Source organism: Streptomyces sp. NPDC048255 (assembly GCF_040652415.1).
In the GTDB taxonomy this organism is placed as follows: Bacteria; Actinomycetota; Actinomycetes; order Streptomycetales; family Streptomycetaceae; genus Streptomyces.
In genome coordinates this window covers 50949-64535 of the sequence record NZ_JBEZMA010000009.1, presented here as the reverse complement: position 1 = coordinate 64535, position 13587 = coordinate 50949, and the positions used below count along the sequence as shown (strand labels likewise).

Annotated in this window: 16 protein-coding genes; 8 read left to right on the top strand and 8 right to left on the bottom strand. The window is 70.4% G+C overall.

All coding sequences use genetic code 11. The features are described 5' to 3' along the window. Positions 1-12: 12 nt before the first annotated feature. The 5 genes from AB0D94_RS10635 to AB0D94_RS10615 form a co-directional block, all read right to left on the bottom strand. The gene (locus tag AB0D94_RS10635) at positions 13-582 is read right to left on the bottom strand and encodes a toxin (RefSeq protein WP_362048804.1); all 570 of its coding nucleotides are present in this window, start codon (positions 580-582) and stop codon (positions 13-15) included. Further along, positions 579-1019: a helix-turn-helix domain-containing protein gene (locus AB0D94_RS10630; RefSeq protein WP_362048801.1), complete on the bottom strand. Its 441-nt coding sequence runs from the start codon at positions 1017-1019 to the stop codon at positions 579-581. The genes AB0D94_RS10635 and AB0D94_RS10630 overlap by 4 nt, the downstream gene beginning before the upstream one ends. 310 nt (positions 1020-1329) lie before the next feature. After that, positions 1330-2487: an MAB_1171c family putative transporter gene (locus AB0D94_RS10625; RefSeq protein WP_362048798.1), complete on the bottom strand. Its 1158-nt coding sequence runs from the start codon at positions 2485-2487 to the stop codon at positions 1330-1332. A 40-nt stretch (positions 2488-2527) separates the two neighbouring features. After that, positions 2528-3259 carry a WHG domain-containing protein gene (locus AB0D94_RS10620; RefSeq protein ID WP_362048795.1) on the bottom strand — a complete coding sequence of 244 codons (732 nt, stop codon included), beginning with the start codon at positions 3257-3259 and terminating at the stop codon, positions 2528-2530. A 94-nt stretch (positions 3260-3353) separates the two neighbouring features. Further along, on the bottom strand, positions 3354-3611 hold the full coding sequence (locus tag AB0D94_RS10615; RefSeq protein ID WP_362048792.1) for a hypothetical protein: 258 nt from the start codon (positions 3609-3611) through the stop codon (positions 3354-3356). A gap of 269 nt (positions 3612-3880) precedes the next feature. On the opposite strand from AB0D94_RS10615, the gene AB0D94_RS10610 reads away from it, so the two are divergent. After that, positions 3881-4354: an ester cyclase gene (locus AB0D94_RS10610; protein WP_362048789.1), complete on the top strand. Its 474-nt coding sequence runs from the start codon at positions 3881-3883 to the stop codon at positions 4352-4354. After that, positions 4354-4944: a dihydrofolate reductase family protein gene (locus tag AB0D94_RS10605; RefSeq protein ID WP_362048786.1), complete on the top strand. Its 591-nt coding sequence runs from the start codon at positions 4354-4356 to the stop codon at positions 4942-4944. The genes AB0D94_RS10610 and AB0D94_RS10605 overlap by 1 nt, the downstream gene beginning before the upstream one ends. A 149-nt stretch (positions 4945-5093) precedes the next feature. On the opposite strand, the gene AB0D94_RS10600 is transcribed toward AB0D94_RS10605, so the two are convergent. Next, complete coding sequence (locus tag AB0D94_RS10600; protein ID WP_362048784.1) at positions 5094-5615, bottom strand: GNAT family N-acetyltransferase; 522 nt, start codon at positions 5613-5615, stop codon at positions 5094-5096. 100 nt (positions 5616-5715) lie between these two features. Here AB0D94_RS10600 and AB0D94_RS10595 point away from each other — a divergent pair, with 100 nt between their 5' ends. Then, positions 5716-6489, top strand: coding sequence for a DUF2071 domain-containing protein (locus AB0D94_RS10595; protein WP_362048781.1), 774 nt, complete (start codon positions 5716-5718; stop codon positions 6487-6489). A 37-nt stretch (positions 6490-6526) separates the two neighbouring features. Here AB0D94_RS10595 and AB0D94_RS10590 read toward each other — a convergent pair whose 3' ends face one another. Next, the gene (locus tag AB0D94_RS10590; protein WP_362048778.1) at positions 6527-7636 is read right to left on the bottom strand and encodes an FAD-dependent monooxygenase; all 1110 of its coding nucleotides are present in this window, start codon (positions 7634-7636) and stop codon (positions 6527-6529) included. Between the two features lie 188 nt (positions 7637-7824). On the opposite strand from AB0D94_RS10590, the gene AB0D94_RS10585 reads away from it, so the two are divergent. The 5 genes from AB0D94_RS10585 to AB0D94_RS10565 all read left to right on the top strand — a co-directional run bounded on the left by AB0D94_RS10585 (position 7825) and on the right by AB0D94_RS10565 (position 12909). Continuing rightward, on the top strand, positions 7825-8799 hold the full coding sequence (locus AB0D94_RS10585) for a GntR family transcriptional regulator (RefSeq protein WP_362048775.1): 975 nt from the start codon (positions 7825-7827) through the stop codon (positions 8797-8799). A gap of 69 nt (positions 8800-8868) precedes the next feature. Beyond that, positions 8869-9270 carry a pyridoxamine 5'-phosphate oxidase family protein gene (locus AB0D94_RS10580; RefSeq protein ID WP_362048772.1) on the top strand — a complete coding sequence of 134 codons (402 nt, stop codon included), beginning with the start codon at positions 8869-8871 and terminating at the stop codon, positions 9268-9270. A gap of 118 nt (positions 9271-9388) precedes the next feature. Then, the gene (locus AB0D94_RS10575) at positions 9389-9940 is read left to right on the top strand and encodes a hypothetical protein (RefSeq protein ID WP_362048769.1); all 552 of its coding nucleotides are present in this window, start codon (positions 9389-9391) and stop codon (positions 9938-9940) included. A 219-nt stretch (positions 9941-10159) separates the two neighbouring features. Continuing rightward, positions 10160-11218: a serine hydrolase domain-containing protein gene (locus AB0D94_RS10570; protein ID WP_362048766.1), complete on the top strand. Its 1059-nt coding sequence runs from the start codon at positions 10160-10162 to the stop codon at positions 11216-11218. 155 nt (positions 11219-11373) lie between these two features. Beyond that, positions 11374-12909, top strand: coding sequence for an MFS transporter (locus AB0D94_RS10565; RefSeq protein WP_362048763.1), 1536 nt, complete (start codon positions 11374-11376; stop codon positions 12907-12909). Between the two features lie 76 nt (positions 12910-12985). Here AB0D94_RS10565 and AB0D94_RS10560 read toward each other — a convergent pair whose 3' ends face one another. Beyond that, a complete protein-coding gene (locus tag AB0D94_RS10560) occupies positions 12986-13549 on the bottom strand; it encodes a TetR family transcriptional regulator C-terminal domain-containing protein (RefSeq protein ID WP_362048760.1) in 564 nt (187 codons plus the stop codon). Positions 13550-13587 lie beyond the last annotated feature (38 nt).

The window sequence follows — 13587 nt, the reverse complement described above, 5'->3', positions numbered from 1 at the left end:
GGCTGCCGCACGTCAGAACAGGGTGCGTTCGATCCGGCTGAGCATGTCCGTCTTTCCGGACGCTCCGCCTTCCGCGGCCGGGGGCGCGCCCTGCCCCTCCTCGGTCCGGGTCATCCGCTGGGAGAGCAGGTAGGCGATGACCTCCGCCTCCTGCTCCTGGACGTCGTCGTACGTCGCGCGCAGGAGCATGTCCCGTACGAGGTCCGGGTCGAGGTTGGGGAAGAGGAGGCGGGCGCTCGCCTCGTCCAGCCAGCCGGCCCCGCGATGGCAGCAGATGATGTGGCCCAGCTCATGCAAGATGATGTGCTCCTGATGCGCGCTGGTCGTGTTGGCGTCGTAGAAGATCAGGTCCTCGTCGCGTGCGGCGACCCACATGCCGCACGGCTGCGACGCCGGCATCTGCATCGAGACCAGGGTGATGGGACGCTCGCGGATCTCACCGAGGTAGCGGCAGAGCTCGGCCACATCGGCCCCCTCCGGCAGGTTGAGCTCGGCGATCCGCCGCGCGCCGTCCTTCCGGAGCCTCTTGAGCTGGGAGCGGCGGTCGTGGTCGGCCGACCGGCCCTTGCCGGGGACCCTCACTCCGGGTCCGCTGGGTCCGTGACGGGCGGAAGGCCCTGCATCTGCCGGTACTGGTCCATGATCGCCGTGATGGCCTGGAGGTTCTCCTTCTTCATCCCGGCCGCGCGCATCGCCACGGAGCGCACTCCGGCCTGCCGCAGCGCCTCGATGGCGGCGACCTGGCTGAGCACCGACTCGGCGACCTTGTCGTCGAAGAAGTAGGCGACGGACACGCCGAAGAAGCGCGCAAGGGCGGCCAGCAGGTCCGGAGAGGGGTTGGAGCGTTTACCGGTCCGCAGCTGCGACAGGTACACGCCGCCGACCTTGAGTTCGGGGTTGGCCTGCTTCAGTTCCTCCGCCACTTCGGCGTTGGTCCAGTGCTTGCCCTTGGGACGAACCGTCTTGAAGAGGTTGTCCAGACGCACTGCCAGCATGGGCCGGTCGTCTGTCTCGGACACTGCGAATCTCCTTCCGTCACCTCCTCGGCATTGCCCTCAGCTATCCAACAGTTTGGCAGATTAGCTCTCAGTTGACAATCTGAACGGAATCCGCCACCGTGGACCTCGCCGATAGCTGACAGCTAACTTTGCTTACGGGGGTAGCCGAGTTGCTCTGTCGGATACATCGGCCCTGCCGGGTCCGGCCCTCGGGGGATGGGGGCCGGCCCGGGCGGGACACACCCGCCCGGCCCGAGCAGGACACGGGGGAAGAGCAGGGGGGAAACGGGGGAAGCCCGCCCGGTCTGCCAGAAGCGGACCGGGCGGGCATTCAACCCGCTTTGCTGAGCTTGCGGTAGACGGACGCGACCTTGGTGAGCCAGGCGACCTCCGCGGTGAAGTTGTCCGTGTCGCGGTCGTCGAAGTCGCCGGCGTCCTTGTTGTGGTCGGGAATGGTGCCGGCCCGCTTGGCGTGCAAGGCCTGTCTGATCTGCGCCGCCTCGGCGAAGGCCTGCCGGTACTCCTCGCCCGCCTTGGGGTCCGCCCCTTCGGCGCCGCGGGCGGCACGGTCGATGTAGGGACGCAGATCCCGCCACCCGTCGCGTATCTCGATGACCCGCCGGTGGAGCCGGTAGTTGAGGTCGGAGACCGAAGCCGAGCCCGGGGGCTCCAGGACGATGTCCGGGGAGGACTCGTACAGGTCCCGCCAGAGCGGGTAGAGCGCCCGGTAGGCACGGTAGCTGCGGGCCCAGTCCAACAGCCTGGCGGCCGGACCCTCCCAGGAGGAAAGGGTCAGGCTGAGCGAGAGCGTGACGATGCCCAGCGCGCTGAAGACGTTGGACGCGAGCTGCCAGGCGCCGATGTCGATCCCCCACGCGCCGGTGAGGATGTTGACCGTCCTGCACAGGCAGTAGAGGAAGAGGATGACCGCGGCGACGGAGAGCATCCGCAGGGCTTGGCGCAGCGAGGCCTTCCCGGTCATCCGGGCGTACGGGCCGCACTGGCGGAAGATGGTCACGCACGGAACCGCCTGGGAGACGATGAAGACCAGGAGGTAGGTGAGGACCAGCGGCTGGCCGCTGCCGGAGTTGAAGTCCGACGCCGGCCGGGACGGACCGTCGGCGATGAAGAAGAGCGCCACCAGCAGCGCGCTGAGGGCGAACCCGGTGATCAGCCAGTAGCGGGCCTTGCGCACCGCCTCCTCGGTGGCCGTCGCCCAGCGCAGCAGGATGATCTGGGCGCTGACGCAGAAGGCGACCGCCGACACGTGCATCAGCAGGATCGCGAGGTTCCCGACTCCCAGGAAGCTGTCGCCCCCCATCGCGACCGCGCCCATCGTGAAGGTGAGGCACTGGAGCAGCAGAGTGACGACCAGGGTGCGGTAGGCGTTGTCCCGCCAGCTGCGGCGCACTTGGCTCAACCGGTAGACGAGCGCGGCGTACGACGACAGCGCCGCGATGACGAAGCAGAGGGTTCTGGTGGTGTTCACGGCCTGATTCCCCGCCGGTGCCGAGCACGCGGCAGACGGTCTAGTCGGTTTCGGTGTCCTCGCCCGAAGGGACCACGAGTCCGATGCCTTCGGCCGCCACGGCGATGGCGAAGTCGAAGTACGCGGACTCGTCCCGGACGCTGTCGTGGGTACGGCTGAAGACCTGGAACACCAGCAGCCCGATCAGGCTGCTCCACAGCACGATGCCGCGCTCGACGATGTCCGAGAACGGGGCCTCGGGCACGCCGCCGAAGAGTTCCACGGCCTCAGGCCGGAGCAGCGGCGGCCCGGGCACCACCCGGCGGGGCGGCGTGAGTTCACCGGCCTCCAGCGCGGAGCGCACGATGCCGGCCAGCACCGCGGGGGTGCGCGAGGCGGGCGGTACGGTGTCCTGCGGAGCGTGGTAGTCCGGAACGGGCGAGCCGTAGATCAGCGTGAACTCACCGGTGTTGGCGAAGGACCACGCGCGCAGTGCGCGGGTCGCGGCGAGGAGCCGCGCGCCTGCCGAAGCGCCGGCGGAGCCGGCGGCCTGATCGGCCCGCTCCATCGCGGCGGCGGAGTCGTTGTAGGCATCGATGACCAGCGCGGTCAGCAGGTCGTCCCGATGGGGGAAGACGGCCTCCACCTCGGCGACGGCCAGACCGCCGCCACTGGCCACGGCATCCAGGGACAGCCCTCCGGCGCCCAGTTTCACCAGCAGTTGGCGTGCGGTGGCCTTGATGGCCTCCCGCCTGGTGTTCTCATCGGTAGCACTTGTTCCGGAAACATCCATGGCCAAACCGTACCTGTCGGCTACCGGGCCCTCGAGTGCATTCGCCGGAGCGGCCGGGAAACCCGCTGTGATCCAGGCCATACGACGATCATTTTCAGAAACGAAGGCTCAAATCCTCCTGCGGAGGCCGCGGATGAGGCGTCCGCGGCCACCAGGCGACGATCCCGCCGCCCTTCGGCTCACGGGCCGGTCGTTCCGGGGCGCAGCGGCCGACGGTGGCGCCCAGGGCGGACGCCACCGCCCGCTGCCGTCGGACCTGATGGCTGCGCAGGGCGGCGTAGAGCGCGGCGGTGACGACGCTGGCGGCGCACCAGGCGCCGAGGATCAAGGCGATCGTGGTGAGGACGGCCATCGGGGCTCCTCGGGTGGTGTGGGCGTAGCGAGCCGGCCGGGGGTGGTGCGCACCGTGACGAACTTGTACCCCGGCACGTGCACTTCACGCTGATCGCCTCCGCCGGATCCAAGGAGGCGCAAGGCCGCACGAAAGGCGAGGACAGGGCGGGTATCTGCGGGTCTCGGGTCCTTCTTGACCTTGACGCTGCGGCAGGGATTCTACTGAGAGCCAAGCGGATCGGAGCGATCACCGATCGCCGCGGCGATCCCCCTGGAGAGGACACCAAGATGGACACCACGACGGACACCACGACTGAGAAGAACCTGACCCTGCTGCGCACGGCCTACAAGGCGCTGGAGAGCGGCGCTCTCGACGCGTGTGTCGAGATGATGACGGAGAACTTCATCGCCAACCTCCCCGGAGTACCCGACCCGCTGCACGGTCGGGAGGTCTGGCGGCTGGGGGCCCAGGCCATGCTGGACGGATTCCCGGACCTGCGGATCGATGTCGAGGACATGTTCGGCGTCGACGACAAGGTGGCGGTGCGGGTCCACTTCCGCGGAACGCACCGGGGTGCCTTCCAGGGGCTCGCGGCGACGGACCGGTCGGTCAGCTTCCGGAGCATCGAGATCTACCGCGTCGAGGGCGACAAGATCGCCGAGGAGTGGGTCGCTCCGGACATGATCAGCCTCATGCAGCAGATCTCGCCCGCGCCCGCCGGCGGTCGTACTGTCGAACCCGATACCGAGGAGGACAGCTGATGCGCAGCGTGACCTATTCGATGGGCGTCTCCCTTGACGGCTACATCGTCGGGCCGGACGGCGGCTTCGACTGGACGGCGCCGGACGAGGACGTCTTCCGTTTCTGGATCGACGAGATTCGACAGGTCGGCGTCCACCTGCTGGGACGACGGCTGTACGAGACGATGCTGTACTGGGAGACCGCCGACCAGGATCCATCGCTCGACGACTCGATGCTCGAGTGGGCCGCGCTCTGGAAGCCGCTCCCCAAGGTGGTGTTCTCCACCACCCTGTCGGAAGTGCAGGGCAATGCCCGCCTGGCCTCCGGCGGCCTGGCGGAGGAGATCGAGCGGTTGCGGGCCGAGCCGGGGGAGGGCGACATCGCGATCGGCGGCGCGACCCTCGCCGCCGAGGCGGCCGCGCTGGGTCTGATCGACGAGTACCAGGCCATGGTCTACCCGGTACTGGTGGGCGGTGGCACTCCGTTCTTTCCCCGGCGCGAGCGCCGGGTGGATCTCGAACTCGTCGAGACCCGCACCTTCAGCTCAAGAGTCGTCTACCTCCGCTACCGCGTGGCGCGCCAGGGCGAAAGGCACGCCCTAGGGCTGTGACCGGAAAGGTTCACCGGGTCGCGCCGCCCGGCACGGCACTTCGCCGCGTTGTCGGACCGTGCCGGTACGTCCAGTACGAGCCGCGGCCCTCCGCCTTGCGATGCACCGCACCGGACGACGCGACCCGGCAAACCTTTCCGGCCACAGCCCTAGGCGCGTGAGTCAGCATGCGCCGTCGTCTCGGTCCAGGCGGTCTCGAAGTACCTGACGCGTTCGTCCTGTCCGGCCGGCCGCATGCCCACTGCCGTCATGACGTGCTGCGACGCGATGTTCTCGTGGTCGGCGTCGCCCCTCACGCGGGTGACGCCGCGTGCCCGCGCGAACAGCAGCAGTTCGCGGAGGGCTTCGGAGGCGTATCCCTTGCCTCGCGCTGACGGGACGAGGCCGTAGCCGATCGTGACGCTGCCGGTCGCGTCCGCAGGTCCGTGGAAGCCCAGGCCGCCGATGGCCTGACCGTCCTCGCGGCGACGGATCTCGTAGTTGCCGAACGGCTGGGGGTCACCGGTGTCCGCGCAGGCGCCCAGGTAGCGCCTTGCGGCGGCCACGTCCCCATCGGTGGGGTATCCGGGCGCCCAGCGGGCACCGCCGCCCGAGTCGCCCGCCACCACGCGCTCAGCCTCGCTGACGGTCATCGGATGAAGTACGAGCCGCGCTGTCACAAGATCGCCCATGGCAGGAAGGAGTATCACGCGGGGCGACCGGACCGCGCGTGGATTATGGACCGTGAGGACGTACCAGGAGCGGTCCAGCGGCCTCCGGGATACTGGCGCCATGCCGAAGACGCCCCGTGCCGTGGACCCGGAACCCATAACGGCCGACCCGCCCCACGCCGCGGACCGACCCCTGCTCACCCAGTCCTGGCTCGACCTGGCCTTCCTGCACTGGCCCGCCGATCCGGCCGACGTGGCGCCGCTGCTCCCGGCCGGTACCGTGCCCGACACGCTCGACGGGGTCACGTACGTCGGCCTCGTCGCCTTCCGGATGCACCGGGTCGGATGGTTCCGCCTGCCCGGGGTCCCGTACCTCGGCAGCTTCCCGGAGACCAACGTCCGCCTCTACTCCGTGGACGCCCAGGGGCGCCGCGGCGTCGTCTTCCGCTCGCTCGACGCCTCCCGCCTGATCCCGGTGGCCGTCGCGCGGTCGGTGTTCCGCCTCCCGTACGTCTGGTCGCGGATGGCCGTACGCCACGAAGACGGCACCGTGACGTACACCAGCAGCCGGCGCTGGCCCGGCCCGCGGGGCGCGCACAGCAGGATCTCCGTGCGGGTCGGCGAGCGGATCGGGGAACCCAGTGCGCTCGAACACTTCCTCACCGCCCGCTGGGGCATGCACAACGCCTTCTTCGGGCGCCCGCTGTACCTCCCGAACACCCACCCCCGCTGGCCGCTGCACCGCGCCGAACTCCTCGACTGCGACGAGGACCTGGTCGCCGCCGCGGGCCTGCCCGCACCGGCCGGACCGCCCGTGAGCGTGCTGTACTCGCCGGGCGTCCCCGTGCGGTTCGGACGTCCGCCGCGGCGGCCCGGCGGGATCCCCACCCCCTGATCGGCCGGGGCGGGGCCACGGTGACGGCACTCCCTGGTCAGCCGTCCAGCGAGAGTGCGTTCTTGGCGTGCGCGACAGAGGCCTCGGAGGCGGGTCCGCCCGGATTCTCCGTGGCCAGGGCCTGGTTGAGGCTCACGAAAGGGCGCATCCGGCGCTCGTAGCGGGAGAACGCGGCGCCGTGGTCGCCGTGTGCCTGGGCGAGGCAGTCGGCCAGCACGTAGGCGCCCACGAGGGCGAGGCTGGTGCCCTGCCCCGAGAGGGGGGAGGGGCAGTAGCCGGCGTCGCCGAGCAGGGCCACCCTGCCCCGCGACCAGTGGTCCATCCGGATCTGGGCCATGGCATCGCAGTAGAAGTCCGGGGCGTCCCGGGCCGCCTCGGCCAGGCGAGCTCCTTCCCATCGCAGGGAGGCGAGCTTGTCCGCGACGAGGCGCCGCAGCGCGCCGTTGCCGCGGAGGTCATCGCTCAGCGGCCCGGACTCGAAGCCGAAGGCGATCCTGAGCTCGGTGTTGTCGCGTACGGGCATGATCCCGAATCCCGCGTCACCGTCGCGCAGCCACACCTGCCAGTGGTCCAGCGCGAGGAAGTTGTCCGCGCTGAACACCGAGAGGTAGCTGCCGAGGTGCTGGGCGAAACGCTCCTCGGGGCCGAAGGCCAGGCTCCGGACGGTCGAGTGGAGGCCGTCCGCCCCGATGACGAGGTCGAAGGTGCGGGACGCACCGTGGCCGAAGTCGACGTGTACGCCGGTCTCGTCCTCGTGGAGCGCGGTGACACTGTCGCCGAAGAGGTACTCGACGTCCGCGTGCGTGCGTTCGTACACGATCCGCACCAGGTCCTCGCGCAGCAGTTCGATGTCGTCGCTGTCGAGCCGGCCGCTGCTGAAGGTCGCCTCGGTGGAGCGATCGATCTCGTGGCCTTCGGGATCGAGGACCGACATGCCGCGCATCCGGGTCCGCACGCGTCGTGCCTGTTCCAGCAGGCCCATCCGCTCGACGACGTCGAGCGCGACGCCGCGGACGTCCACGGCCTGGCCGCCGGGGCGCGGACCCGGGGCGCGTTCGACGACGGTGGTCCGGAAGCCGTGACGGTGCAGCCAGTAGGCGAGCACGGGGCCGGCGATTCCGCCGCCGGAGATGAGGACGGTCTGCATGGGTGGCTCCTCCAGTACGACTTCGAGTCGCTGAGAACGCTGAGTACGCTGTACGCACCCTGAACGTACGACGTACGCGCAGCCCCTTCAAATGGGCAAATGGTCGTGCTGTACTAGGGCAGTCGGCCTCCGTTCGGTGTTCTGGCCGGTACCCTCTGCACTAGTACAGGAGAGGAAGGTGTCAGAACGTGACGAAGCCCACAGGCGCACCCGGTCAGCCGCCCTATCTGCGCATCGTCGCCGAGATCCGCCGACGCATCGCCGACGGGGAACTGGCCCCCGGGGACCGGGTTCCCTCGACCCGTCAGATCGCCGTCCAGTGGGGTGTCGCGCTCGCCACCGCCACCAAGGCCCTGACCACCCTCCGCCTCGAGGGACTCGTCGAGGCCCGCCCCCGTACCGGCACCGTCGTCGCCGGATCCGCTCCCGCCGCCCCGCCCCGCAGGCACGCGCCGCCCGCCCCGCCCTCCGAGCAGGAGCTGACCCTCGACCGGATCGTCCGTACGGCCGTCGACATCGCCGATGCGGAAGGGCTGTCAGCGCTCTCCATGCGCGGCGTCGCGGCCCGGCTCGGGGTCGCCGCCATGTCGCCCTACCGGTACGTCGGCAGCAAGGACGACCTCGTCCTGCTCATGGCCGACGCCGCCTTCGGCGACGAGACCTACCCCGCCGATGCGCCCGAAGGGTGGCGCTCGTGCATCGAGCTGGGTGCCCGGACCCTGTGGACCCTGTACCGCAGGCACCCGTGGCTGGCCCAGCTCGGTTCCCTCACCCGCCCGTTGCTCGTGCCCAAGCTGTTGGTCCACGGCGAATGGATGCTGAGCGCCCTCGACGGCCACGGCCTCGATCCCACCACCCTGTTCGACATCCACGTACTGATCTACAGCCATGTCCAGGGCCTCGCGGTGCACCTGGAATGGGAGGCGCAAGCCGAAGCCTCCACCGGCCAGTCGGAAGACCAGTGGATGGACAGCCGCACCTCCGTCCTGCGGGAACTGGTGGAATCCGGCCGCTTCCCCACCTTCGCGAAAGTGGTCGGATCCTTCCACGACGGCTACGACCTGCGTCTCGACGCCCTCTTCGAATCCGGGCTCAAGGCACTCCTGGACGGCCTGACCCCGCTCGTCGAGGGCGAGGAAACAGGCTCGCTGTCCGATGGGTGAACCACCGTCAGGCGGCGTGATCCGTCTGCCTCAGCAGTGATCGTCCGGACCGGGTACTAGGTTGGTCCGATGGACGTGAACGAGTTCTTGGCTCAGCCGCTTGTCGCGAGGGTGGCCGCGGCCGGCCCATCCGTACGGCCCGTGTGGTTCATCTGGGAGGAGGGGGCCTTCTGGTGGCTGACCGGCTCCTATTCGAAGCTGGGACGCGAACTCGACGTCGACCCCCGCCTGGCTTTGGTCGTGGACACCTGTGAACTGTCCTCGGGGAGGGTGTTGTCGGTGACCTGCCGGGGCACGGCGCGGGTCGTCCCGCTGGACCGCGAACGAGCCCTGCGAAAGCTGAGACGCTACCTCGGCCCGCAGGAGGACCAATGGCCTGCGCGCTTCATTGCTCCGCTGGACGACCCGGCGAGCGGGATGATCTGCTTCACTCCGGATCGTCCGCCCAGCCTGCGCGATCTCTCGTGGTGAGACGGACCGTCGTGCCGCCGCCGGCAGTGAGCGGAAAGTCCTTCTACCGCTGTTAGGGTGACGTGCGCCCGTCAAGGCGGGTCTCTTTTCGCATTCTGACATTCCAACGGGGTTGAACGTGAAGCTTCGCCATGTCCGCGCCATCGCCGTCTTCGGCATCGCCATCGTCGCACTCACCGGAGCCCGTGGTTCCAACGGCGGCAGCTGCGACAGCAGCAGCTCCGGTTCGGGCTCCAGCAGCTCCGGTTCGGGCTCCAGCAGCTCCAGCGGGGGTTCCACCAGTGGTGGCAGCCACGACAGCGACAGCAGCAGCTCCAGCACCAGCGGCAGTTCGAGCGGCGGCACCGTCCCCGGCGGTTCCAGCAGCAACAACAAGGCCGAGCGCGACATCAAGATCGACAGCTGCAAGCTGGACAGCTCGGGCAAGAACCTGGTCGCCCGGCTCACCGTCACCAACAGCGGCTCCCTGGACTACACCTACAACATCACCATGAAGTTCCGCGGGGACGCCACCTCGACCGCGACGACCGCCCAGGCCCGCGTGACCGCCCTGACGGTCAAGGCGGGTGCCTCCCAGCAGGCCGAGGCCACGACGACGTACACCGGGAAGGGCGACGGCAGCGAGTACAAGGAGTGCGTCGTCGCCAGCGCGACGAAGAACGTCGCCTGACGCACCGCGTCAGCCGAGTCAACTCCCCGTATTCCACGCTCCGCACAGCTCGGCCCGCGGCCCCGCCGGTGTCATACCGGCGGGGCCGCTCCGTGCGTCACGAGTTCCGCCAGGATGGTGGGCGGCGCGCCGCCGTACTGCGCAGGTCGCAGTGCCCCGGCCGGAAATCATCATGGGGGCGTACCGGTTGGCCGAGCGGCGGCCGTCATGATTTCGGTCATGGTTGAAGAAATCGGGACCCTGGCCCAGCAGACCGCCGACCGACTGGCCGAGCGCCGCGCAGGCGCGGTGGTGGCCGTTGTGGCGGGAGACTCCGTGGAGATCAGAGGCACGGGAAGCACCGGCACCGGCGCGGACCCGGGTCATGTGCCGGGCCCGGACACCCTGTTCGAGATCGGCTCGGTGACCAAGACGTTCACGGCGCTGGCCCTGGCGCGGCTGGCGGAGACCGGCCTGGTGGATCTGGACGAGCCGCTCGGCGAGCTGCTGCCCGAGGGGGTGAGCGTACCCTCGCGGGCGGACCGGCAGATCACCCTGCGGCAGCTCGCCACCCACACCTCCGGCCTGCCGAGGCTGCCCAAGGGCATGCTGCTGGGGGCGTGGCTGCACCCGTCGAAGCCGGATCCGTACGCCGGTTGCACGGCGGACGTCCTCCTGGCCGGGCTGGCCAGGACGCGTCTGGGAGCCACGCCCGGGCAGCGGTTCCGCTACTCCAACCTCGGTGCCGGCCTGCTGGGGCTGGCCCTCGCCCGCAGGGCCGGCACGGACTACGAGACGCTCATCACCCGGGAGATCTGCGCCCCGTTGGGCATGGCCGACACCGTGGTGACGGTGGACGGCGCACGCTCGGGGCGGTGCGCCCAAGGGCACGACGGCCGGGGGCGGCCCACGCCGCCGTGGAACCTGGCCGGCCTGGCCGGAGCGGGCGGTCTGCGGTCGACCGCGACCGACCTGGTGGCCTTCGTGCGCGCCCAGCTGGACGGCGGCCCCGCCGAGCTCGCCGAGGCGATCCGCATGACCCGGGCGGTCGAGCACCGCCAGAGCTCCTTCGCCTGGGTGCACCTCGGCTGGATGGCCCACCGGCTCCACGCCCGGCAGGGCGCCCACCTCCAGATCTGGCACAACGGGGGCACTGGGGGCTTCTCCTCCTTCGTGGGCTTCGACCCGGAGAAGCGGCTTGCCATCATCGCCCTCGGCAACACCCAGCGCCCCGTGGACGGCCCGGCCTTCGACCTCCTGCGCACTCTGCAGGCGGAGCACGGAACCGGGCCGGCCTGAGACGGGGACCGACCGCCCCGCCCGCCTCCGCGTGCGACGGCTTTCGGCTTGCGGCCCGCCTGCCCGGCTTCTATACCTGGACGAGCCGGCACCCTGCGGGCACAGCCTGTACCTGCGGCCCCTCCCGGGGCCCATCCGAAGCGACGAGGCATCCCGTGGCCCGAGCCGTGCACCCCACCGGCCCCGCCGCGGAAAGCCGCCCGTCGTCCGGATCCGGACGCTGGGTGATGCTCGCCGTGCTGTGCGCCAGCCTGCTCGTGGTGGCGATGGACGCCACCATCCTGAACGTCGCCCTGCCGTCGCTCATCGACGACATGCGACCCACCGCCCTGCAACAGCTGTGGATCATCGACATCTACGGTCTGGTCCTCGCCGGCCTGCTCGTGACCACCGGCGCGATCGGCGACCGGTTCGGGCGCAAGCGGCTCTTCCTGATCGGATTCGTGCTGTTCGGCGTGGCCTCCGTGGTCGCCGCGACCGCCACCAGCCCGGCCGTGCTCATCGCCGGACGCGTCCTGCTCGGCATCGGCGGCGCGATGGTGATGCCCTCCACGCTGTCGCTGATCCGGAACATCTTCACCGACCCCCACGAACGAACCCTCGCCATCGGCATCTGGGCCGCCGTCGCGGGCGCGGGCGCCGCCATCGGCCCGCTCGTCGGCGGCCTGCTCGTCGAACGCTACGGCTGGTCCGCGGCCTTCTGGGTGAACGTCCCCGTCGTGGTGGTGACCGTACTGGCCGGCATCCGGCTGCTGCCCGAGTACAAGGAGGCCGGCGCCCACGCCCTGGACTGGATCAGCGCCCTGCTGTCCGTCGCGGGCGTCGTCGCCCTCGCCTGGGGCATCAAACACGTGGCCAAGGGCAGCGCCACCGTCACCGACGTGGCCGTCCTGGTCGTCGCTCTCCTGCTCCTGGCCGTGTTCGCCCGCCGTCAGCTGAGGCTGCCGGACCCGCTGCTCGACGTACGGCTCTTCCTGAGCAGGCCCTTCACCGCGGCGGCCCTCGTCACCCTCATGGCGATGCTCGCGGCCGGCGCGGCCCTGTTCCTCGTCTCGCTGTGGTTCCAGTACGTGCACGGCTACTCGCCGTTCCAGGCGGGTCTGCGGACGCTGCCGGTGGCCGTGGCCATGCTGGTCGGCTCCCTGCTGGCCCCGCGCCTGATGCACCGCCTCGGCGTCCGCGCGGTGATGGGCATCGGCCTGCTGGGGCTGCTGGCGGGCTTCCTCCTGCTGGCCCTGGCCCCGCAACCGACCTCGTACGGCTACGTCGCCGTCTTCCTGGCCTCCCTCGGCTTCGGTGACGGGCTGGCCGTCACCTCCGCCGCGGCCGTCATGGTGTCCGCGGTTCCGGCCGCCCGGGCCGGCCAGGCCGGGGCCGTCTCGGAGACCTCCTACGAACTCGGCGTGGGCCTCGGTGTGGCACTGCTCGGCTCGATCCACGGGGCCGTCTACGCCGCCCGTATGCCGGACACCGCACCCCCGCTCGCCCACGAGTCGATCGGCGGTGCGAAGGAGGTGGCCGAGACGCTGCCGGGCTCCGCCGGCGAAGGGCTGCTCGACGCCGCCCGGTCGGCCTTCGACGGCGCGCTCACCACCACCTCGTACGTGTCCGTCGGCATCGTGGCCGTCGTGACCGTGCTCGTCCTGTGGCTGGTTCCGCGCGGATTCCGGGCCTCCGGCAGCGGTCACTGATCCTCACCTGCGGGCACCCTTCTTCGCGTCGGCTTCCAGATGGTCGAGCCGGCGGCCGGCTGTCAGCGGCCGGCTGTCAGCGCAGCGCGGCGGCCACCAGGCCGCGGATCTCGTGGGCGGGCACGCTGCCGCCGTTCACCAAACGGTCGAAGACCAGTCCGTCCACGCAGGTCAGCAGGGTGACGGTGCGTTCCTCGGCCTCCGCATCCGCGAGGCCCCGCGCGGCCAGGAAGCGGCGGACGGCTTCTCGTGCCGCGTTCTCGCGGGGCACGAGGATCTCCCGTAGCTCCGTGTGGTGGACGCTCTCGATCGCGCATGCGTAGCGTGCGAGGGAACGCTGCCGTCCGTCCCCGGTGAGCCGCCGCTCGACGAGCGCGGCGATCCCCGCCGCCAGTTCCTCCTCGTCGCGCGGGGGCGGGATGTCGTTCCCGATCGCCTGGAGCTCCGCCTGGTCGAGTGCGACCAGGCGCTGGACCAGCGCGGTGAGCAGCGCCTGACGGGTCCGGTAGTAGGCGGAGGTGGTGCCGGTCGGCAGGTTCGCCGCCCGGTCCACCGCGCGATGGGTCAGTCCCCGCATCCCGGTGTCGGCGAGTACGCCGATGGCTGCGTCGGCGAGGGCGGTGCGTCGATCGGTGGCCACCCCCCATTTCTACACCTGTAGGGGCGCGGAGTAGTCTT